This is a genomic window from Arthrobacter sp. ZGTC412 (assembly GCF_002929215.1).
GTDB lineage: Bacteria > Actinomycetota > Actinomycetes > Actinomycetales > Micrococcaceae > Arthrobacter.
Window position 1 is genome coordinate 1 of sequence record NZ_PJII01000007.1, and the last position, 20,389, is coordinate 20,389.

20 protein-coding genes are annotated in these 20,389 nt (G+C 65.1%); 13 read left to right on the forward strand and 7 right to left on the reverse strand.

Annotated features, from left to right (window positions below; all coding sequences use genetic code 11):
* Positions 1-95 precede the first annotated feature (95 nt).
* Both CXQ88_RS10300 and CXQ88_RS10305 read left to right on the forward strand, forming a co-directional pair.
* Positions 96-1,595, forward strand: a complete 1,500-nt coding sequence (locus tag CXQ88_RS10300) for an HNH endonuclease signature motif containing protein (RefSeq protein ID WP_104044082.1) — start codon at positions 96-98, stop codon at positions 1,593-1,595.
* A gap of 39 nt (positions 1,596-1,634) precedes the next feature.
* Positions 1,635-1,853 carry a hypothetical protein gene (locus CXQ88_RS10305; RefSeq protein ID WP_104044083.1) on the forward strand — a complete coding sequence of 73 codons (219 nt, stop codon included), beginning with the start codon at positions 1,635-1,637 and terminating at the stop codon, positions 1,851-1,853.
* Positions 1,854-1,945: 92 nt separating this feature from the next.
* Here the strand turns inward: CXQ88_RS10305 and CXQ88_RS10310 are convergent, their stop codons facing one another.
* The 3 genes from CXQ88_RS10310 to CXQ88_RS10320 all read right to left on the reverse strand — a co-directional run bounded on the left by CXQ88_RS10310 (position 1,946) and on the right by CXQ88_RS10320 (position 6,189).
* A complete protein-coding gene (locus CXQ88_RS10310; RefSeq protein WP_104044084.1) occupies positions 1,946-4,300 on the reverse strand; it encodes an FdhF/YdeP family oxidoreductase in 2,355 nt (784 codons plus the stop codon).
* A 165-nt stretch (positions 4,301-4,465) separates the two neighbouring features.
* Positions 4,466-5,086, reverse strand: coding sequence for an MBL fold metallo-hydrolase (locus CXQ88_RS10315; protein ID WP_104044085.1), 621 nt, complete (start codon positions 5,084-5,086; stop codon positions 4,466-4,468).
* Positions 5,086-6,189, reverse strand: a complete 1,104-nt coding sequence (locus tag CXQ88_RS10320) for an S-(hydroxymethyl)mycothiol dehydrogenase (RefSeq protein ID WP_104044086.1) — start codon at positions 6,187-6,189, stop codon at positions 5,086-5,088. Before CXQ88_RS10320 ends, CXQ88_RS10315 begins: the two co-directional genes overlap by 1 nt.
* Before the next feature lie 491 nt (positions 6,190-6,680).
* Here CXQ88_RS10320 and CXQ88_RS10325 point away from each other — a divergent pair, with 491 nt between their 5' ends.
* From CXQ88_RS10325 to CXQ88_RS10345, 5 genes are all read left to right on the forward strand, one after another.
* Positions 6,681-7,934, forward strand: a complete 1,254-nt coding sequence (locus CXQ88_RS10325; RefSeq protein WP_104044087.1) for an aminopeptidase P family protein — start codon at positions 6,681-6,683, stop codon at positions 7,932-7,934.
* A gap of 104 nt (positions 7,935-8,038) precedes the next feature.
* The gene (locus tag CXQ88_RS10330; RefSeq protein WP_104044228.1) at positions 8,039-8,848 is read left to right on the forward strand and encodes an IclR family transcriptional regulator; all 810 of its coding nucleotides are present in this window, start codon (positions 8,039-8,041) and stop codon (positions 8,846-8,848) included.
* Positions 8,849-8,857: 9 nt separating this feature from the next.
* On the forward strand, positions 8,858-9,676 hold the full coding sequence (locus CXQ88_RS10335; protein WP_181037471.1) for an HAD family hydrolase: 819 nt from the start codon (positions 8,858-8,860) through the stop codon (positions 9,674-9,676).
* 98 nt (positions 9,677-9,774) lie between these two features.
* Entirely contained in the window at positions 9,775-10,023 is a 249-nt protein-coding gene (locus CXQ88_RS10340; protein WP_104044089.1) for a hypothetical protein, read from the forward strand.
* 55 nt (positions 10,024-10,078) lie between these two features.
* The gene (locus CXQ88_RS10345) at positions 10,079-10,888 is read left to right on the forward strand and encodes a glycerophosphodiester phosphodiesterase (protein WP_373637747.1); all 810 of its coding nucleotides are present in this window, start codon (positions 10,079-10,081) and stop codon (positions 10,886-10,888) included.
* Here CXQ88_RS10345 and CXQ88_RS10350 read toward each other — a convergent pair.
* Entirely contained in the window at positions 10,885-11,349 is a 465-nt protein-coding gene (locus tag CXQ88_RS10350; RefSeq protein ID WP_104044091.1) for a hypothetical protein, read from the reverse strand. The two genes, CXQ88_RS10345 and CXQ88_RS10350, sit on opposite strands and share 4 nt — an antisense overlap.
* Before the next feature lie 138 nt (positions 11,350-11,487).
* Between CXQ88_RS10350 and CXQ88_RS10355 the strand changes: the two genes are divergently transcribed.
* Complete coding sequence (locus CXQ88_RS10355; protein ID WP_104044092.1) at positions 11,488-11,724, forward strand: DUF6480 family protein; 237 nt, start codon at positions 11,488-11,490, stop codon at positions 11,722-11,724.
* 81 nt (positions 11,725-11,805) lie between these two features.
* Here the strand turns inward: CXQ88_RS10355 and CXQ88_RS10360 are convergent, their stop codons facing one another.
* From CXQ88_RS10360 to CXQ88_RS10370, 3 genes are all read right to left on the reverse strand, one after another.
* Positions 11,806-12,870: an EAL domain-containing protein gene (locus tag CXQ88_RS10360; RefSeq protein WP_104044093.1), complete on the reverse strand. Its 1,065-nt coding sequence runs from the start codon at positions 12,868-12,870 to the stop codon at positions 11,806-11,808.
* Between the two features lie 171 nt (positions 12,871-13,041).
* Entirely contained in the window at positions 13,042-14,574 is a 1,533-nt protein-coding gene (locus tag CXQ88_RS10365) for a putative bifunctional diguanylate cyclase/phosphodiesterase (RefSeq protein ID WP_104044094.1), read from the reverse strand.
* An 18-nt stretch (positions 14,575-14,592) separates the two neighbouring features.
* Positions 14,593-16,230, reverse strand: a complete 1,638-nt coding sequence (locus CXQ88_RS10370; RefSeq protein WP_104044229.1) for a sensor histidine kinase — start codon at positions 16,228-16,230, stop codon at positions 14,593-14,595.
* A 233-nt stretch (positions 16,231-16,463) separates the two neighbouring features.
* On the opposite strand from CXQ88_RS10370, the gene CXQ88_RS10375 reads away from it, so the two are divergent.
* The 5 genes from CXQ88_RS10375 (at position 16,464) to CXQ88_RS10395 (ending at position 20,377) form a co-directional block, all read left to right on the forward strand.
* Positions 16,464-17,237: a class I SAM-dependent methyltransferase gene (locus tag CXQ88_RS10375; protein WP_181037472.1), complete on the forward strand. Its 774-nt coding sequence runs from the start codon at positions 16,464-16,466 to the stop codon at positions 17,235-17,237.
* Between the two features lie 133 nt (positions 17,238-17,370).
* On the forward strand, positions 17,371-17,820 hold the full coding sequence (locus CXQ88_RS10380; protein ID WP_219816314.1) for a hypothetical protein: 450 nt from the start codon (positions 17,371-17,373) through the stop codon (positions 17,818-17,820).
* Between the two features lie 94 nt (positions 17,821-17,914).
* Positions 17,915-18,334, forward strand: coding sequence for a hypothetical protein (locus CXQ88_RS10385; RefSeq protein WP_104044096.1), 420 nt, complete (start codon positions 17,915-17,917; stop codon positions 18,332-18,334).
* Between the two features lie 16 nt (positions 18,335-18,350).
* Positions 18,351-19,160, forward strand: coding sequence for an SDR family oxidoreductase (locus tag CXQ88_RS10390; protein WP_104044097.1), 810 nt, complete (start codon positions 18,351-18,353; stop codon positions 19,158-19,160).
* Between the two features lie 92 nt (positions 19,161-19,252).
* Positions 19,253-20,377 (forward strand): glycerate kinase, encoded by a 1,125-nt coding sequence (locus CXQ88_RS10395; RefSeq protein ID WP_104044230.1) that lies wholly within the window; start codon positions 19,253-19,255, stop codon positions 20,375-20,377.
* The last annotated feature ends 12 nt before the right edge of the window (positions 20,378-20,389 follow it).

Sequence of the window (20,389 nt, forward strand, 5' to 3'; positions counted from 1 at the left end):
AAACCAACGAAGCGGGCGTCAGTCAGACCCAGAGTCACACCGCGGCACAAGCCACTTCCATCATTACTGTCAGACCCCCTTGGCAAGATTGGTTTATGGGGAAAGCGGCGGTGGCGAAGGCGTATGAGGACATCAACGTTGCCCTTGCCGTGCTCAATGCTGAGGTGGACGGGTGTGGTTCTGAGCCGTTCTCGGAGGCTGATCCGCTGGCAGCCCTGGCCGATGGCTGCCTGGACATCCTTGCCGGCGCGGCCGGGGTGGAAGCCGGGTTCGCCGGGCTGAAGGCCCGGGCTGCGGTGAAGTACGCGGACACTGCCCAGGTGATAGCGCCGCCGGACGCGCCGGTGCAGGCGCAGGAGATGGCCATTGCCGCAGAAATCGGCGCCCTGCTGGCCCTCGGCCCCCGGGCAGCGGGTTCGTTCCTGGCCACATCCCACGTCCTGGCCAAGGAGCTGCCGCTGACACTCTCAGCGTTGCAGGCCGGGACCATCTCCTGGCAGCACGCCAAAGTGATGGTCGACGAGACCGCCACTTTGGACCCGGCCGGGGCCGCCGCATTGGAGGCCCACTTCCTGGACCCGGACACACCGCGGCCGCCCGCGGCCGCCTCGATCGGGGAAATACCGGCGTCCCGGTTCCGCCACAAGGCCCGGACCTGGCGGGAACGGCACCACGCCGAATCCATCGAGCAACGCCACGCCAAGGGCGTCGCGGACCGGCGGGTGGAATACCGGCCGGACCAGGACGGAATGGCCTGGCTCTCCGCCTACCTGCCGGCCCACCACGCCACGGCGATCTGGAACAAACTCACCACCGGGGCGCGGGGACTACAGGGACCAGAGGAGGCCCGTACCCTCACCCAGTTGCGGACGGACTTGTATGGTGGGTGGCTCCTCGCCGGCGCCGGCACCACCGGTCCCGGAACCACCACTCCCGGGACCGGTGACACGAAGAGTGCAGGAACCTCTGCTGGTAATTCCTCGTCGATCCGGGCGGAGGTGCTGGTCACCGTGCCGGTGTTCTCGCTGATGGGCCTCACGGACGAGACAGCAATGCTGGACGGGTACGGTCCCATCCCGCCGTCGATGGCCCGGGACCTGGTCGCACATGGCGCCAGTTCGTTCTACCGGGTCCTCGTCGACCCCCGCAACGGGGCGCCGCTGGAAATCGGGCGCGACAGCTACCGCCTCACCAAAGCCATAAAAAAGGCGCTGCTCCTTCGGGACGGAAAATGCGCCTTTCCCGGTTGCAACAACTCCTCACTGGATAACGAGGCAGACCACCTACAGGCCTGGCAACACGGCGGGACCACCGGAATCAGTAACTTGGCACAACTCTGTCCCAAGCACCACCGCCTCAAACATTCCACCGGCTGGACCCCAACTGCGGCCACCAAAACAGCACCACCTGGCTGGACCTCACCCACCGGCAGACACTACAAAGCCGAACACCACGACTGGGAACCACCCCGCTGGCCCGGCCGATCGCAGTCTGCGCGTGGAGATCCTCCGCCCGGCGACGTGGATCTTGTTCGCATCGGTTTATCGCTCGGAGAAGACGGCATCGAGCGGTTCCTGCACGCCCAGGCCAATTGAACCCTTGCAGGCACCTACGGCCGGTGCTTGGCTGGTGGGATGGCTGATAAAGAGGTTTCCAAGAACATTCCTGACGACGAGCACCTGCGGCAGGATGTCGCACCCGAGTCCGAGGGGAAACCCCAAGATGCCCAGGACAGCGGTTTCACACCTGGACAAACCAACGCCGGACAACAGGTGGGAGGGCTTGCTTCGGCCACCGGCTACGGCAAAGGACTGGATCCCGAGGCGCAGCCTGACGGCAACAACCCGATATAAGCGCGGACCCGAGGGATACAAAGTGCGACGGCGACATTCCGCACTTCCGGAATGTCGCCGTCGTTATCTGTGCTGGACGGGCAGCGGCAGTACTAGCCCGCCGTAGCCGGCGCGAGCTCCCCGGAAGCTTCCGCGTCGGTGTTTTCCGCGAGGTGCGGGACAAACCGGACGAACATGGCCTTGAAACCGGGGGTGTTTGATTCCCGCGCGACGTTTTCCTTGTGGACCAGGGCGTTGGCTTCTGGGAAGTACGCGGCAGCGCAGCCCTTGGCGGTGGGGTAGGCGACGAGGCGGAACTTGTCTGCTTTCCGGTCGTGGCCGCGGAAGGTGCTGACCACGTCCACCAGGTCGCGGTCCTCGAAGCCGAGTTCCACCAGGTCCTCAGGATGGATCAAAATCACCCGGCGGCCGCCGGAGATGCCGCGGTAACGGTCGTCCAGCCCGTAGTACGTGGTGTTGTACTGGTCATGGCTGCGGATTGTCTGCAGGACCAGATGCCCGTCGGGCGGGGTGAGGTATTCCAGCGGGCTGACGGTGAAGCGGCCGCGGCCGACATCCGTTTTGAAGGAACGCGTGTCCCGCGGCGGGTTGGGCAGCACGAACCCGTTTTTGGTCCGCACCCGGGTGTTGAAGTCCTCGAAGCCCGGCAGGACGCGCGTGATGTGGTCGCGGATCACGTCGTAGTCCTCCGCCATGGCTTTCCAGTCCACCGAGTGGTCCGGGCCGAAGGTCGCCTCAGCCATCCGGGCCACGATCACCGGTTCGGCCAGCAGGTGCTCGGATACCGGCTGCAGCCTGCCCTGGGTGGAGTGGACCACGGACATGGAGTCCTCCACGGACAGGAATTGGGCGCCCTTGGGGTGTTTGTCGTCCTTGTCGGTCCGGCCGAGGGTGGGCAGGATCAGCGAGGTACGCCCGTGGACGATGTGGGACCTGTTCGGCTTGGTGGAGATGTGGACGGTCAAGCCGATCCGCTTCATCCCGGCTTCAAGGGTTTCAGTGTCTGAACAGGCCAGCGAGAAGTTGCCGCCCATCGAAACGAAAACGTCCACCTCGTCGCGTTCGAAGGCTTCCATGGCCTCCACTGCGTCGTAGCCGTGGTGCCGCGGGGACTGGATCCCGAACTCGCCATCCAAGGCCTCCAGCAACCATTCCTTGGGTTTTTCCCAGATGCCCATGGTTCGGTCGCCCTGGACGTTGGAGTGCCCGCGGACCGGGCACGCGCCGGCGCCTGGCTTGCCGAAGTTGCCCTGCAGCAGCAGGACGTTGACCATTTCCTTGATGGTGTCCACCGAGTGCGGCTGCTGCGTGACGCCCAGGGCCCAGCAGAAGATGGTGGCCTTGGACCGGATCAGCATTTCGGCCACAATCTCGATTTGTTCCCGGGACAGGCCGGTGGCCTTCTCCGTTTCGGCCCAGTCCAGCTCGGCGCGGGCCTCGCGGTAGGCCTCGAAGCCGTCCGTCTGCGCTTCCACAAAGGAACGGTCGACGACGGACCCCGGGTTCCGTTCCTCCTCGGCCAGGAGGAGATGGCCCAGGGCCTGGAACAGAGCGAGGTCCCCTCCCACTTTGATCTGCAGGTATTCATCGGCCAGCGGTGTGCCGCCGCCCACCACACCGGAGACCGTCTGCGGGTCCTTGAAGTTGAACAGGCCGGCCTCGGGCAGTGGATTGACCGCCACCACCTTGCCGCCCTTATCCTTGCATTCCTTCAGCGCAGACAGCATGCGCGGATGATTGGTCCCCGGGTTCTGCCCGACCACGAAGATCAACTCAGAGTCATGGATATCGTCCAGCGAAACAGTGCCCTTGCCTATGCCGATGGTCGGGTTCAGCGCCGAGCCCGAGGACTCGTGGCACATGTTGGAACAGTCCGGCAGGTTGTTCGTGCCCAGTGCCCGGGCGAACAGCTGGTACATAAACGCCGTCTCGTTCGCGGTGCGCCCGGAGGTGTAAAAGACGCAGCGGTCCGCAGTAGAGGCCCGAATGTGCTCGCCGATCAGCTCGAAGGCGTCGGCCCAGGAGATCGGCGAGTAGTGGCTTTCGCCTGCGCGGATCACCACCGGCTCACTCAGCCGGCCCTGGTTGCCCAGCCAGTACTCGGTCTTCGTTGCGAGCTCGGCGATGGAATGCCGGGCCCAGAATTCGGCCCCCACGGTGCGGAGGGTGTTCTCCTCCGCCACAGCCTTGGCGCCGTTCTCACAGAACTCCGCCGCCTTGCGCTTCTTATCCGACTCCGGCCAGGCACAGCCCGGGCAGTCAAACCCGCCGCGCTGGTTCAGCCGCAACAGCGACTGCGTTGTCCGCGCCACCCCGGCCTGGGCTACGGCACGTTCCAGCGCCACCATCACGGCCTTGACGCCGGCCGCTTCCGTTTTGGGCTTGTGGACTTCGAGGTTGTCCTCGTTGATGTCCGCCACGGGGGCGGGCTGCTTGCCGAACTTCATTGTTCCAACTTCCTTACCGGCATACGTCCTGCTTGTAATCGCTTGCCTTGCTTATCAGGCTGCTTGTTCAACTGCTTGCCTTGGCCAGCTGCCTGCTTGTTGTGCGCCGCGAAGGCGCGCCAGGTTTCCCGGCGCGCCTCGCTGGCATCTTGTTGAGCTGCCGGACTACTGCGAAACCTTCGCCAGTGTCTCCCGCTCCGCCGCAATCGTGGTGTTGTCACCATGGCCGGTGCGGACCACGGTTTCAGGCGGCAGCGTCAGCAACCGTTGGCGGATGGAGGTGAGGATGGTGGGATAGTCGCTGTAGGAACGACCGGTGGCACCCGGGCCGCCGTTAAAGAGCGTGTCCCCGGTGAAGACCGTTCCTTCGCTTTCCAGGTAAAAGCACGTGGAGCCGGGGGAGTGGCCGGGCGTGTGGATCGCCCGCATTGTCGCGCCGGCCACCTGGAACTCGTCCCCGTCGGCCAGCTCATGGTCCGGCTTTGAATCCGCGTAGACCTGCTCCCAGAGGATGTGGTCTTCCGGGTTCAAATAGATCGGGGCACCGACGGCGTCTGCGACCTCGCGTGCGGCGCCGATGTGATCGTTGTGCGCGTGGGTCAGCAGGATGGCAAGGACGTTCCGGCCCCGCACTTGGTTAATGATCGCGGCCGCGTCGTGTGGGGAGTCGATGATCACGCATTCCTCGTCGTTGCCCACGATCCAGACGTTGTTGTCCACGTCCCAGGTGCCGCCGTCGAGCGAAAACGTGCCCGAGGTGACCAGGTTCTCGATCCGGACGCCCATCAGGAAGCCGCCGCCGGCTCGATCTCAACCACGGAACGCAGGACCTTGCCCTCGTGCATCCTGGCGAAGGCTTCCTCCACCTGGTCGATGGTGATTCGTTCAGTGACGAAGGCATTCAGGTCCAGGTTGCCCTGTTTGTAGTGCGCCACCAGCATCGGGAAGTCGCGGGAGGGCAGGCAATCGCCGTACCAGGAGGACTTCAGCGAACCGCCGCGGCCAAAGACGTCCAGTAGGGGCAGTTCCAGCTTCATGTCCGGCGTCGGGACGCCCACCAGCACCACGCGGCCGGCGAGGTCGCGGGCGTAGAACGCCTGCTTGTACGTTTCGGGACGGCCGACGGCGTCAATCACCACATCTGCGCCGTTGCCTCCAGTGAGGGCGCGGATGGCCTCGATCGGGTCTTCCTTGCTGGAGTCCACGCCGTGGGTGGCGCCCAACAATTTGGCCATTTCCACCTTGTTGGCGTCGATGTCTACCGCGATGATGGTGGTGGCGCCGGCCAGCTTGGCCCCGGCGATCGCTGCGATGCCCACGCCGCCGCAGCCGATCACGGCCACGGACTCGCCGCGCTTGACCTCGCCGGTGTTGATCGCGGCACCGATGCCGGCCATCACGCCGCAGCCGAGCAGGCCGACGGCGGCAGCATCAGCCTCGGGGTCGACCTTGGTGCACTGCCCTGCAGCAACGAGGGTCTTCTCGGCGAAAGCACCGATGCCCAGCGCGGGGGAGAGTTCGGTGCCGTCCTCGAGCGTCATCTTCTGCGTGGCGTTGTGCGTGTTGAAGCAGTACTGCGGCTGGCCCTTGGCACACGCGCGGCACTCACCGCAGACGGCGCGCCAGTTCAGGATGACGCGGTCACCCGGGGCAACTTCGGTGACGCCCTCGCCCACGGCAGACACCACACCGGTAGCTTCATGACCGAGCAAATACGGGAAGTCATCCCCAATGCCGCCCTGTTTGTAGTGCAGGTCCGTGTGGCAGACCCCGCACGTGAGGATGTCCACCAAAGCCTCACCCGGGCCCGGGTCCGGAACCAGGATGGTTTCCAACGACACCGGAGCATCTTTTTCCTTGGCGATGACTGCCTTGACTTTGTGAACCATGAACTGGTGTTCCTTTCCTATGTCCCGGGACTCTTGGCCGCGGTATTCCGGGCAGTTAAACCGGCCCGGGTTCAACCTTCTCATTGCAGCCGCTCCGCGCCCAGAACGATTGACCCGTCAGGCAGCAAATTGCGTAATGCACAACATGGTGCACATAGCGCGTACTGGAAATATGTCAGCCGTCACAGCAAGTGTCAATAGAACGCCACGTACTACGAGGGCCGGTACTACGAGCGGCCGTCCTGGCATGTCCGCAAGCTATTAACTCGCGTGGACGCAACACGGCACCTGTGAATGCAACTTGGCGACAATGTTCCTCCCCACGCTGGGACCGGCTGACGCATGCGGAACCAACTTAGAGCCAGCTTTAAGGTGACATCCAAAGCCATTGACTGTGGCGTCGACCACCCTTAGTCTAGTGCAACAGCGTTGCATCTAATGCAACTCTTCACGCTTTCCCTCGAGACGCACTAGAGAAAGGCACCACCACGATGACCACCACCACCGAGAACGCAACCACCATCGCCGAACTGGAGCGCACGAAGGTCCTCAAGAACGGCGAGAAGGTGTCCCTGACCTTCTCCGACGCCGAGTTTGAACGCAGGCTCGCCGGACTCCGCCGCATCATGGCGGAAAAGGATCTCGACGCCGTCGTCCTCACCAGCTACCACTCCATCAAGTACTACTCCGACTTCCTTTTCACCACCTTCGGCCGCTCCTACGGCATGGTGGTCACCAAGGATGACACCGTCACCGTCACCGCCAATATCGACGCCGGGATGCCTTGGCGCCGGAGCTACGGCGACAACATCGTCTACACGGACTGGCGCCGCGACAACTACATCTTCGCCATCCAGGAAGTCCTGCGCACCCGGGGCATCAACCCACGGCGCCTCGGCGTCGAGGACGACTCCCTGCCCCTGGACAACCGCAACAAGATCCAGGCAGCGTTCTCCGGCGCAACCCTGGTGGACGTGGCGCAAGCAGCTATGCGTCAGCGCATGATCAAGTCCGCCGAGGAAATCGAGGTCATCAAGCACGGCGCACGCATTGGCGACCTGGGCGGCGAGGCAATCCGCAATGCCATCACCGCCGGCATCACCGAGTACGAGGTCGCCCTGATTGGTACCGAGGCCATGGTGCACGAGATCGCCAGGACCTTCCCCAACTCCGAAATCCGCGACACCTGGGTGTGGTTCCAGTCCGGCATCAACACTGACGGCGCGCACAACTGGGCCACCACCCGCAAGATTCAGGAACACGACATCCTGTCCCTGAACTGCTTCCCCATGACCTCCGGCTACTACACGGCCCTGGAGCGGACCCTGTTCTACGGCGAACCGGATGCCCGGTCCCTGGAGCTGTGGAACATCAACGTGGAGGTCCACAAGCGCGGCCTCGAGCTCATCAAGCCTGGCGCGGTCTGCAAGGACATTGCCGCGGAGCTCAACGAAATCTACGTCGGTCACGGCTTGCTTGCCAACCGCACCTTCGGCTACGGACACTCCTTCGGCGTCCTCAGCCACTACTACGGCCGGGAAGCCGGGCTGGAGCTCCGTGAGGACATCGACACGGTGCTCGAACCGGGCATGGTGGTCTCCATGGAACCGATGATCACGGTCCTGGACGGCCAGCCGGGGGCCGGCGGCTACCGCGAGCACGACATCCTGGTGGTGGGGGAGGACGGCGCGGAGAACATCACCAAATTCCCGTTCGGCCCCGAGTACAACATCATCGGCGCCTAGGCCCAACCGTCCCCTCGCCTCGCAAGCTCGGCAGAAACCCGAAGCGGCGCCATCAATTCGATGGCGCCGCTTTCGGCCACCCTTAGGGAATGATGGGTACCACCATGAGCGCAACAGAACCCGAGACCACAGGCAACGGCGACAGCAAGGGTGCTTCCGTCATCGTCAACGCAATCGCCGTGCTCCGCACCTTCACGGCAGATGAGCCGCTCCTGGGGGTCACCGAGATTGCCAACCGCGTCGGGCTGCACAAAAGCACCGTCTCAAGGATCCTGGCCACCTTCGAGCAGGAACACCTGGTGGAGAGGGACGCGGAGACCCGCCGCTTCCGGCTTGGCCTCGGGCTGATTGCCGTGGCCGGACCCTTGCTGGCGGAACTCGAGGAGCGGCGGGTTGCCTACCCGGTGCTGCGCGAACTCTCCGAGCAGACCGGCGAAACCAGCGCGCTCATGGTGTGGAGTGGTGATGAATCCATTTGCGTGGAGCAGATCGCCAGCCACCACCAGATAAAACACACCACCCCGCTCGGTGCGCGCTACAACGACGCCCTCAGCGCTTCCGTGCAGGTGTTCCTCGCCCAGGAACCGGAACCCCGCGTCCGTTCCCTCATCAGCAGCGGCGCCATCTCGTACCCGGGACTGGATGAGTCCAGCCTGGACGCCTACCTTGTCCGTTTGAAGGACGACCTCCGGCGCGGCTGGGCCATCAACTACGGGGAGACCTCCATCGACGAAGTGGGTCTGGCAGCGCCCGTTTACGATCACCGCGGCGAGGTGGTGGCCGCGGTACTGATCCCGGCGCCCCGGTTCCGCGTTTCCCAGGACCGGTTGCAGGCGCTCGGCGAATCTTGCGTCGCCGCGGCCGGGAAGGTCACGGCGCGCCTGGGCGGACGAGTGCCCGGGGTGGCCACGTAGACTGGCATGATGCGGTTGGTAGCAAGTGACATTGACGGAACGATCCTTGGGCACGATGGAAAGATCAGTGACCGCACCGTCCGCGCCTTCCACGCCTGCCGGGACGCCGGCGTCGAACTCGTTTTTGTCACCGGCCGCCCGCCGCGCTGGCTGCACCCCCTGCAGGACCGACTCGGCCACGCCGGCACTGTCATCTGCTCGAACGGCGCCGTGGTGTGGGACCTTGAGACTGAACAGCTGGTGTCAGCCCGCGCCTTGGCCATCGAATCCGTGCTGGAGATCCGCCGGGTCATCAAGGAGCTCCGGCCGGGTGCGCTGTTCGCCGCGGAAACACTGACCGGCTTCCACCTCGAACCCGGCTTCATCGAAAACGAGTCCAGCGAACTGCTCTCCGAATTCACCCCTGCGCCGCTGGCCGAAACGCTCACCCCGGATGACGCCGTCGTGAAGTTCCTGGCGATCGTCCGGGAGGGAACTCCGGACGACTTCCTGGCCGAGGTGCGGCCCGCCGTCGAACATCTGGCCGCCGCCACACACTCATCGCCCGGAGTGTCCATGCTGGAGCTGTGCCTTCCCGGCGTCAACAAGGCAGTGACGCTGGCCGCATATGCCACCTCGCTGGGTATCGACGCCGCCGACGTTGTGGCGTTCGGAGACATGCCCAACGACATCGAGATGCTTCGCTGGGCAGGTCACGGCTACGCAATGGCCAGCGGCCACCCGGAGGCTATACTCGCCGCCGGGCAGCAGGCACCCCATTTTGACGATGACGGCGTGGCCCAGGTTCTCGAGGCCCGCCTGGCGTCGCTGGGTGTCAAACTTCCCTGAGCTCAATTCACAGCTGACGCTCACCTTGCGTTCACTTCTGCTCCGTACGGTGGGGCGAGGGGAGCAGACACCTCCCCTTTACGGCTCAAGGGGTAACGATGGCAAAAAACGTCAAGCATGACGCTGTTGATGTGCCGCTGCGCAGGGCCACCCCCGCGCCGCATTGGAAGCAGCTGCGCCAGGGCGACCGCGTCCGTGTGGTTTTCTCGCCCGGATTCGAGGCCGGCGGCCTGGTGGACACCATCACCGGGGACCACACGGCAGTGTGGATCAATCTCGACGGCGGCCGCGGCCGCACGCTGCTGCACTGCAGCGACGGCGTGGAGGTTTTCCCCGAGGAGATCTAGGGCGACCCGCCTTCTGGCCCTCCGGATCGGCCTGGACCTTCGGTACGCTCGCAGGGTGAGTTTGCCGTTCTTCAGCAGCCCTGGTGTTGCTGGTCCCCAGACCCCTGTCGCCATGGCCCACCGCGGGTTTTCCTCGGACGGGCTGGAGAATTCGATGGCCGCGTTCCGCGCCGCCGTCGAACTCGGCTACCGGTACCTGGAAACCGACGTGCACACCACGGCGGACGGGGTGGTGCTCGTCTTCCATGACGACACACTCGACCGGGTGACGGATGGGACGGGACGGGTCGCCAGCCTCACCGCAGCCGAGGTGGCCCGCGCCCGCATTGATGGCCGCGAACCGATCCCCACCTTCGATGACCTGGTCACCGGGCTGCCCGGCGTACGGCTGAACGTGGACGTCAAGGACTGGAACTCGGTCCGGAGCCTCGCTGGCGCGATCGAACGCCATCAGGCACACTCCCGCGTCCTGGTCACCAGCTTCTCGGACCGGCGACGGCGGGCGGTGCTGAAGCTGCTGAGCCGTCCGGTGGCGTCGTCGGCCGGGGTTGTCTCGGTGGGCCTGTTTACTGTGCTGGGCCGGGTGCTGCCCGGACCCGTCTTCCGGTTGGTAATGCGCCGCATCCTGCACGACGTCCACGCGCTTCAGGTTCCTGTGCGGAAGGGGCCGATCGAAGTGGTCACTCCGGGGTTTGTGCGCCGCGCTCACGCCCTGGGGCTCGTGGTCCATGTGTGGACGGTAAATGACCCGGCGGAGATGCGCCGGCTGCTCCAGCTCGGCGTGGACGGGCTCGTGACCGACCGGGCGGACCTCCTCCGGGACGTGCTGCTGGAGCGCGGCGAGTGGCCGGACCCGGAGGGTTAGCCCCGGCCAGTGCTGGTCGACGGGTCCTGGTCCCCTTCGGAAGGATCTGCGCGCAGTTCGTCCGGATCGCCATCGGGCAGGCCTGCTGATCCCGGAACATCGCGCGGAACTCCCTCCGTGCCGCCGGAGGGTGCAGAGGCGTTGCCGGTCAATCCGGTTGCATCCGCCCCGCTGCCGCCTTGGGCGCTGTGCGGCGTCCAAGTGTCTTCCCCTTCCTCGACGTCCCCGCCCAGGGGAGCTTCGGATACCGGGTCCGGGGCTGCTCCGGTCTTCAAGCCGGGAGCCTTTTGCCTCTCGGCTTCCATGGCGTTGGATCCCTCACTCAGGGAGGAGTGGACTTCCACGTCATCGTTGGGATTCGAGGGGTCCGGAACATCCAGTTTCTCAGTGGGCTTGCTTGTTCCTGCCAGGTCCTCCATGGCGTTCTCTGCTGCTTTGCCGATGCTGTCGCCGATACCCATGTGACTGCTCCTTCTGACATTGCGTGCCGGTGCCCCCAGTGGACTTCCGGACCATTACCCTTCCAGAATTATCAGCATGCTTACAATTAGTCCAGAGCTGGGGTACCAGACCACGGCCAGGCAGGAAGGGTGAGTATTGTGAGCAGCTACCATCCAGAAAACGACCCCGCGAACCCGGACCAGCCGGGCAACGAGCGGCAAGGGGCCAAGGAAGCGGGTTCAGGCCAGCAGGGCGGCCGGGACGCCGCCGGCTCAGCCAATCCGGACCCGGCGGCAGGCAACGTCACTGGGCTGGAACCCGGCGGGGGAGTCCCGCCCGGGGAAACGCCTCCGGCGGAGGATCAAATGAGCGCTGACCAGGGCCACGACGAATAGCTGGTCTGCAGCGGATAGCGCCGGTTCATGAAGACTCCTGGGCCGCCGTTACGCCTGAGGCTTCGGCGGCCCAGCCGGATGTCAGCGGGAATCGGTGGGCGGAGTAACCCGGCCGGACGTCTCAGGACCGACGAGCTGGCGCTTCAGCCCGTCCAAATCGACGCTGGTGTTCCAGCTTGTCCAGTCCTGGGGCCGGACCGACGGCCTGCCCAGCAGGTAGCCCTGGCCCGCGCTGATCCCAAGCTCCGTCAGGACCTTCAGTTCGCCGACTGTCTCTATGCCCTCTGCTACCAGGGTGGTGCCGATCTGCCCGGCGAAGTCCACCAGGCAGGCAACCATGGCCCGCTGGATGCCGTCATTGTCCACGTCGCCGATGACGTTCCGGCCGACCTTCAGGAAGTCCGGCCGCAGGTGCACCATCCGGCTCAGTGCGCCGGCCCCCGAGTGGGTATCGTCGACGGCGAGGCGCAGGCCCTTCTCGCGCAGCGGGTTGACCGCCGCAATGAACTGCGGGTACTCCTCATCGCTGATGGTTTCCGTCAGTTCAAGCACCACGCGGCTGAGGGGAAGGTCAATGTGCTGGAACAGTTCCGGCAGACGCGGGTCCAGGCATGACGTGGGTGAAATGTTGAGCGAAACATACAGATCCGCAGGAAGGTCCCTGGCCGCAGCAGCGGCGGATCCGAGGGCCGAAAACTCGAGGTTTGCGCCCAGGCCCACAGCTGCCGCCTCCGCGAACCACAGTTCCGCGGCAGCGCCGTCATCGCTGACGAACCGGGACAGTGCCTCGACCCCCACCACGGTTTCTTCGGACAGCCCGTAAATGGGCTGGAAAGCCGTCATCAGCATCTGGCTCTCGAGCAGCGCGCTGATGCGTGACATGCTGCGGATCGCATCGATTTGTTCAGCGAGCTTCGGTGGGATGGCCGTCGGTTCGAGGCGCATTTTGCGGGCGCTGTCGATCGTTTCCACGGTATTGGCGTCGCTGCGCCGCGTTTCCAGGAGGTACTCCAGCAAGGCCCGTTCGGGCACGCCAGGATTCTCATCGAGGCTGTTGCTAAGGCGCTGCCGGACAGCGGCCCCGGATGGATCCGGATCCGCCAGCACAGCGGCGATGATTCCCCACGCCTGTACACGAACCGACATTAGCTACGCCCCCAGTTGACGAAGTAATGACCCAATGGCCCTTTTTTGTTCAATTTCCAACCGCTTCTAAAGTTCCATGCTGCTGGCAGGCCGCGATGCTCACGGCGACGAAAAACAGACCCAGCACGATGATCGTATATCGAGGCGAACAAAAGTGCAGTAGTTTTCGCTTTACTGCTTCGCGCTTTCCGGCTGGGCCGCGAGTAATCCGGGAACCTCTTCGGGTGGGACAGGCCGGCTGAAGTAATAGCCCTGGGCGCTGAGGCACCCCAGTGCGCGGAGTATTTCCGCCTGCTCCGCCGTCTCGACGCCTTCCCAGACAGCCTCCAGGCCGCACGCGCGGACGAGTTGCAGGACAGCAGCCACCAGGGCGGGCTGGGTGGGGTCGGTGCCGAGGCCGGAGATGAGGGAACGATCCACCTTCACCCGGTCCACCGGCAGCCGGCGCAGGTAGCTGATGGACGAGTAGCCGGTTCCAAAGTCGTCGATCTCGATCCCCACGCCAAGGCCGCGCAGCCCGCCCAGCGAGTAGCGGTCCAGCTCGTTGCCCTTGACGATGGCCACTTCCGTCAGTTCCAGGACCACCTGCTCCGGCCGGACCAGGGTTTCCTTCAGGACATTCCGCACATCCTCGATGAACTGCAGGCTTTGCAGGTCGGTGGCGGAGATATTGATCCGGACGGAAAAGTGGCCGTCCACCAGGGAGGCGTCAATCCATTGCCGAAGCTGGCGCACTGCCGTGCGAAGCACCCACAAACCAAGCTCGGAGATCAGGCCGGCATCCTCGGCCAGTGGAATGAACTCATCCGGCATGATGAGTCCGCGCGTCGGGTGGTTCCAGCGGACCAGGGCCTCCACGCCTTCGATCCGGCTGGAGCTTAGTTCCACCACCGGCTGGTAATGCAGGGTGAGTCCGTCGCTCTTGATCGCCGCCCGTAGGTCCTCCACCAACTGGCTGCGGAGCCTGCGGACCAGCAGGAGGCCTGGCTCGAACCGGTGGAGCCTGTTCTGGCCTTCCGCCTTGGAGGCGTACATGGCGACGTCGGCCTCCATCAGCATGTCCTCGGGGGTCTGGCCGGCTCCGCCGACACTTAGCCCGATGCTCGCGCCGCAGCGCACGCTTCGTCCCGGCAGTTCAATCGGTTCGTTCAGGGCCGCAAGGATGCGGTGCCCCACGATGGCTGCCTGGTCTGCCGAGACCGCCGGCATAACGATCGCGAACTCGTCCCCACCAAGGCGTGCGACGACGTCGGTGGCGCGGACTGCGCCGCGGATCCGTTGCCCCACAGTGATCAGGACGTTGTCCCCGGCGGTATGGCCCAGGCTGTCGTTGATGGATTTAAAGGCATCGAGGTCCAGCAGCAGGATGACGGGCCCCTCATCGGCCTCGTCGTCATCAATGGCCGAGCGTAAAGCCTCGATGAGCGCCGAGCGGTTCGCCAGGCCGGTCAACGGGTCCTGCATGGCCATCTTTTGCATTTCCAGGTGGGCCTCGTGCAGCAGCTGGGTGCGCACCTGCACCCGCTGTTCGAGTTCCTCGTAAATAATCTGCAGGTCCTCGGCCAGGAGGTTGGTGCCCATGATGATGGCGTCGAGCTCATCGCGGGCGTCGGAGACCTCGATCCGGGAGGTGAGGTCCCCCGACGCCAGCCGGACAATGCCCTCCAGCAGTTGGGAGAGCCGGGGGTCGTTGTCAGCAAACATCGGTCCTCCTTCCCCCGCTCAGTTGGCCTGGCTGCGGCAGGGATCCAGCGGGAGGCTGACCGTGACCGTTGTGCCCGCGCCCAGGGTGGACGCCACGTCGATGCGGCCGCCGTGGCGCGCCACGATGTCCTTGGTGATGGCCAGGCCCAGCCCGGTTCCGGGGATGGCCCCGGACATGGCGTTGGACGCGCGGTAGAACCGGGTGAAGACGTGGTCGATTTCCTCGCTGGAGATGCCGATGCCGTTGTCCGCGACGCTGACGGTGGCCCACCTGGTGCCGTCGGCCGCCGCGCGCGACTCGCTGCCCACCTCGATCCGGCCCCCGCTGGGGGTGAACTTGATGGCGTTGGACACCAAGTTGGTGAACACCTGCTGCAGCTGCACCTCGTCCGCCAGGATTTCCGGATCGTCAGGGAGGGGGTCGACGGCGATGGTTACGTTCTGCAGCTGGGCCAGGGGTCGCAGCGCGCCGGCAACAAGGTTCAGGGTTTGTCCCAGGCGCACCGGGGTGAGATGCATCAGGTTGTCATCGAGCCCGTTGCGGGAAACGCTCAGCATGTCTTCGATCAGCATCCGGAGCCGCTCCGTGTTCCGTACCACGATGTCCAGCATCTGGTGGACTTCGGGAGAGACTGGCTGGTCAGTGCTTTCTTGGATCATGTCCAGGTACGCCATGATGGACGTCAGCGGCGTCCTCAACTCGTGGTTGACGGTGGCCAGGAAGTCGGTTTTCGCCTTGTCGAGCTGTTGAAGCTGCTTAACCACCTGTTGCTGGCTGCTGATCAGGTGGCTTTGGATCAGGCCGTGGGCGGCGTTGCCCGCCACGTGCTGGATCAGTCCCAGCTCGGCGCGTGACCATTGCCGCGGCTGGTCCAGCATCACGATCCAGATGATGCCGAGCGAGGAGCCTCCATCACCCATTGGCACGGCCAGCAGGGAGGCGGCAGGGGCAAGGCGCGGGGCGCCCGATGCTTCACCTGCCCTCGTGTCCTCTTCGGACCCGTCGAAGGAGAGCGTTTCAGCCGCAGCCCAGAGCATATTGGCGGTCTGCCGGGCGGAGTCCTCATCCGGAAGCGCTTCTGCCGGGAGCTTGTCGAGCCCCGGCCTGGTCCATGTTGCGGTAATCGGGGGAACCCGTTCGTCCTCGAAAGTGGTCAGCCGGACGTGGTCCGCCCTGAACGTCCTGCCGAATCCCTCGACTACCAGGTGGGCAATTTCCTGCGGATCATTGGTGCCGCGGACGGCAGCCGAGACCAGGCGCAGCTGCTCACGGAGGCCTTCGGCTTCCTGCCGGGCGGCGGCCCGCCGGGACACCTGCCTGATGAGGGCTGTGGCACGGTGAACCAGTTCTTTCGGCGGCACAGGTTTAGCTACGCAGTCGTGGATGCCTGGCGGCTGCATGGCCGCAAGTTCAGCGGCGCTGTCCAGGTCCACCATCACCAGGACGGGGGCTTCTGCTTCCACCGCGGACAAGGATGTATCAACGACGACGATCGAGGGTTCGCCTGCCTTGAGCAGGGCTGCCAGCCCGCCCGCATCCCCGGCAGTACGTACCTCGTAGCCGGCGTCGCGCAGTGCCATCGCGTTGACCGCCAGCCTTCCGCCGTCGGGGTCCGCCATAACAGCGGTGCGAGGCACAGCTGAGTCCCACGGCATGTCAGCCGTCACAATGCCCCCTTCGCTCCCAGTTGAGTACATTGTAGGGCGACGCAGGCTGGATGAACCCGAAGAAGTTGAACATCCGGCAAGAGTGACGAAACAACCCGAGCGCGGACCGCCGCCGCAGCACCAAACAGGACGCTTGGCCGACGGATTGGTAGCGCGCACCATATATTTGATCCGTGCCCTCTCCAGCGAAATCAGTGCGCTCTGCCTGGCAGAAGTACCTGATGATTCCCAAACTTGTCCGCCTGTCCCGTTCCGCGCACAAAGACCGGCCGGTGGCGTGGGACAGGTACTGGGCAGGCATCAACGTGACCGGCGCGGGTGGCGAGGTTCTCTGGGACTCCGGCGGGGACCACGAATTCCTGGGGTACAAGGAGGTGCTTGTGCGGTACCTGGACCCGGAGCTTCCAACGGTTGACGTGGGATGCGGGCACGGCAGCTTCACGCGTGCGCTCGCCGGAGTCTTCCCTGCCGTAATAGGCGTAGACGTCTCAGCCCACGCAATTGAACGCGCACGGTCTGAATCCGAACAGGAGGGCGACGGGGCAGGGTGCGTCCGCTACGAGGTGCGGGACATGACAGCCCCCGGTGCTGCAACCGGGCTGGCAGGCGAACGCGGGGCGAACGTCTTTGTCCGCGGCGTGTTCCACGTACTGAGCACCGATGACCAGATGGCACTGGCGGAAAACCTGTGGCTCCTGGCCGGCAGGCGCGGCACGGTATTCCTCGCAGAAACCAACTTCCAGGGAAACCCCGTGGACTATGTCTCGCACCTGGGCGCAACAACCAGGGGCATTCCGGCGCCGCTGGAGCGGGCCATCCGTGAACTGCCCATGCCTGGCCATTTTGGCCCTGCCGAACGGGCCCGTGTCCTACCCGGGGTAACGTGGGAGCTCCTTGAGGACGGCGCAGTCGCCATCCAGACGAACCCGATGACCGACGTGGCCGCGCAGAGCCTTATCCCCGGCTATTATGCGGTGGCGCGACCCCGGACCTAGCCGCACAAGAGGGGTAGAGGTACAATCTTCATCCGCCCCGTCCCAGGGTCCTGCCCCCTTGACAGGGAGGCGGAGCGGGAGGCTACATAGTAAGTAGACTTACTAGTTAGCCAGAGGGGAAAGGATGGCCACTATGGCGCAGGACAAAGGCAATAACACCCGCGAGGCTGAAGCGGACCAGGACGAAGAGGACCTGGGCGCAGGACCGGACGACGGGAAGGTCCGCACTGGACCGGAATCATCCAAATCACTGAAGTATTCCCAGGAGGTCACCTCAACGGAAGACGAACCTGAGCGCGAGGGCCGGAGCCTGGTCACCACGCACCATGAAGTCATCAGGCAGTGGGCAGAGGACCGCCACGGCGTTCCCGCCACGGTGGAAGGCACCGAGCACGGTGACCACCTTGGTGTGCTGCGGATCGACTTCGGTGGCGAAAACAACAAGCTCCGCCACGTCAGCTGGGAGGAATGGTTTGAAACCTTTGACTCCCGCCAGCTGAACTTCATATACCAGGAACAGCGCAGCGACGGCCAGCAATCAAACTTCTTCCGGCTGGAAAACCCTGGCCGGGAAGACGCCTAAGCCGCATTCGTCCAGCCGTACCCCGCAAGACCAGCACCGGACCACCTCCGGCGCCGTCCCGTCGTCGGCGGACGCAAACCAACAGGAACAAACCATGCGCGAACTTATCCCTTCCGGTTCCCTCCGCGGGATGCTGCTGCCGCCAACCTACGGCCGGCACGTCACGGACAGCACCGCATTCACCGTTTTGTCCGTTGAGATCTGGACCACCGGCCTGGTGGTCAACATCCAGATGGCGTCCGACGACGGGCCGGAGCCAAACATCATCCTCCAGGACCACTTCGGTACCAAGTACTCGCTGCGTAACTCGGCGAATTTGGGCTCCCGCAATCTCCAGGTATTTACCCCCTCGGTGCCGCCCGGAACCAGGAGCCTGACGGTCAAGTCGGCTGACGACGCCCACGCCCGTCCCGTGGTTACCTTTGCCGTCCCGCTCCTGACCATGCGGGACGCCCCGGGCGACTCCGACGGTGACGGTTACCCCTCGCCGCCGGAACTCCGCCGCCCTGCCTGAACACGAAGGAGCCTCCATGCATGACACCACCGGGTTCAGCCCCACCACCGCCATTGTCACCGCGTCAGACTCCGGAATCGGGAAGGCCACAGCCGTTGCGCTTGCCAAGGCGGGCATGGATGTGGGCGTGACCTGGCATTCGGACAAGGCGGGCGCCGAAGCGACAGCCGAGGAAATCCGGAACCTGGGACGTAGGGCCGTGGTGCGGCAGTTGGATACCACCGACCTCAGGGCTGCTGGCGGGGTGATCGAGGAACTGGCCGAGGATCTCGGCGGGGTGGACGTGTTCGTCAACAATGCCGGCACCGGCGACGGGACCAAGTTCCTGGACCTGGACGTGGACACCTGGCTGCAAACCCTGGACACGAACCTCAACGGCGCCTTCGTGTGCTTGCAGGCGGCCGCCCGGCGTATGGTCCAGGCCGGCAGGGGAGGGCGGTTAATTGCCGTCACCAGCGTGCACGAGTTCCAGCCGCGGGTGGGATCGTCCGCCTACGACGCCTCCAAGCATGGCCTGGGCGGCCTGATGAAGACGCTGGCCCTGGAACTCGCCGGGCATGGCATCACCGCCAACAGCGTTGCCCCCGGTGAGATAGCCACGCCCATGACCGGGCAGGAGGATGTGGACCCGACGGCGAAGGACCGGCCAGGGGTGCCACTGGGCAGGCCGGGCGACGCGCGGGAAGTGGCTGCCGTGATTGCTTTCCTCGCATCGCCTGCTTCGAGCTACGTCACTGGCGCTTCCTGGGCAGTGGACGGCGGGATGCTGCAGATGGGCCCGCAGGGAGGCTCGCACATTACCGGTCACGAATGGCGCGAAGGGTAGGAGCTTCAAGCCGGACCGCTTGAAGGAAAAAGCTTGCTCGCATGTCGGCAAGGGCAAGCGCTTTCCTGGACGGTGCTGGCATGATGGAGCCCATGCGCATTCTTATAGCTCCGGACAAATTCAAGGGTTCCCTCACGGCTGCAGAAGCGGCTGCTGCCATCGCGGAGGGCGCCCTGCGCGTTTACCCGGATGCCGTCGCCACGCAGTTCCCCATCGCCGATGGCGGCGAGGGCACCCTCGATGCTGCCGTCGCTGCCGGCTACGAGGAGCGGATCAACGCGGTGGTGGGGCCCATCCTTGCCCCCGTCGGTGCGGCCTGGGCCATCCGGAAGGGCGACGGCGGCGCGGTCACCGCGGTCATTGAAACCGCGCAGGCCTCCGGCCTGGCCGAGATGGAGCCCACGCCTGCGAACGCGCTCCGGGCCCACAGCTACGGATGCGGTCAGCTGATTGCGGCGGCGCTCGACGCCGGCGCCACCGAAATTGTGTTGGGACTCGGCGGATCGGCGATGACCGACGGCGGCAGCGGCGCCCTGCGCGCCCTGGGCCTGAAGCCGCTGGACCGGGCCGGGAATGTGGTGCCGCTGGGGGGCGGCTCACTTGCCGACGTCGTCGCGCTGGATGCCTCCGAACTGGACCCCCGGCTGGCCGCCACCCGCTTCCGTATCGCCGTCGACGTACGGAATCCGCTCTACGGCACGCTGGGCGCCGCGCACGTCTTCTCCCCGCAAAAGGGCGCGGACCAGGTGGCCGTGGAACTACTCGACGCCGGTCTCCGCAACTGGGCGTCCCTCCTGCGCGAAGCTACGGGCCGGGACGTCAACATCGAGGGGGCAGGCGCCGCCGGCGGCTTCCCGGCGTCGTTCCTTGCCTTCACCGACGCCGCGCTGGAAGGCGGGTTTGCGCTGGTGGCGGGACTGACGGGTCTGGCAGGGCAGTTGGCTGAAAGCGACCTGGTGATCACCGGAGAAGGATCCATGGACCACCAATCGCTGACCGGCAAGGCCCCGATCGCGCTCGCCGATGCTGCTCGGGAACGCGGCATCCCGGTCATCGTGGTGGCCGGCAGGATCCTGGTGACTCCCGAGGACCTTGCAGGGCACGGAGTGGTTGCCGCTGCCCAGTTGCTGGACGTGGCGTCAAGCCCGGAAGATGCGGTGGCCAACGCCGCCAAGTACCTGGCCTGGGCAACAAGCCAGGTACTCGAGGGCGCTTAGGTAAGTGCTGCG

Coding starts and splice junctions, on each gene's coding strand:
- CXQ88_RS10305 (WP_104044083.1), top strand. CDS start 1,635: ATGGCTGATAAAGAGGTTTCCAAGAACATTCCTGACGACGAGCACCTG.
- CXQ88_RS10340 (WP_104044089.1), top strand. CDS start 9,775: ATGGCAAAAAACGTCAAGCATGACGCTGTTGATGTGCCGCTGCGCAGG.
- CXQ88_RS10350 (WP_104044091.1), bottom strand. CDS start 11,349: ATGGGTATCGGCGACAGCATCGGCAAAGCAGCAGAGAACGCCATGGAG.
- CXQ88_RS10375 (WP_181037472.1), top strand. CDS start 16,464: ATGATTCCCAAACTTGTCCGCCTGTCCCGTTCCGCGCACAAAGACCGG.
- CXQ88_RS10320 (WP_104044086.1), bottom strand. CDS start 6,189: ATGGTTCACAAAGTCAAGGCAGTCATCGCCAAGGAAAAAGATGCTCCG.
- CXQ88_RS10390 (WP_104044097.1), top strand. CDS start 18,351: ATGCATGACACCACCGGGTTCAGCCCCACCACCGCCATTGTCACCGCG.
- CXQ88_RS10310 (WP_104044084.1), bottom strand. CDS start 4,300: ATGAAGTTCGGCAAGCAGCCCGCCCCCGTGGCGGACATCAACGAGGAC.
- CXQ88_RS10380 (WP_219816314.1), top strand. CDS start 17,371: ATGGCGCAGGACAAAGGCAATAACACCCGCGAGGCTGAAGCGGACCAG.
- CXQ88_RS10330 (WP_104044228.1), top strand. CDS start 8,039: ATGAGCGCAACAGAACCCGAGACCACAGGCAACGGCGACAGCAAGGGT.
- CXQ88_RS10385 (WP_104044096.1), top strand. CDS start 17,915: ATGCGCGAACTTATCCCTTCCGGTTCCCTCCGCGGGATGCTGCTGCCG.
- CXQ88_RS10360 (WP_104044093.1), bottom strand. CDS start 12,870: ATGTCGGTTCGTGTACAGGCGTGGGGAATCATCGCCGCTGTGCTGGCG.
- CXQ88_RS10370 (WP_104044229.1), bottom strand. CDS start 16,230: ATGCCGTGGGACTCAGCTGTGCCTCGCACCGCTGTTATGGCGGACCCC.
- CXQ88_RS10335 (WP_181037471.1), top strand. CDS start 8,858: ATGCGGTTGGTAGCAAGTGACATTGACGGAACGATCCTTGGGCACGAT.
- CXQ88_RS10365 (WP_104044094.1), bottom strand. CDS start 14,574: ATGTTTGCTGACAACGACCCCCGGCTCTCCCAACTGCTGGAGGGCATT.
- CXQ88_RS10325 (WP_104044087.1), top strand. CDS start 6,681: ATGACCACCACCACCGAGAACGCAACCACCATCGCCGAACTGGAGCGC.
- CXQ88_RS10395 (WP_104044230.1), top strand. CDS start 19,253: ATGCGCATTCTTATAGCTCCGGACAAATTCAAGGGTTCCCTCACGGCT.
- CXQ88_RS10315 (WP_104044085.1), bottom strand. CDS start 5,086: ATGGGCGTCCGGATCGAGAACCTGGTCACCTCGGGCACGTTTTCGCTC.
- CXQ88_RS10300 (WP_104044082.1), top strand. CDS start 96: ATGGGGAAAGCGGCGGTGGCGAAGGCGTATGAGGACATCAACGTTGCC.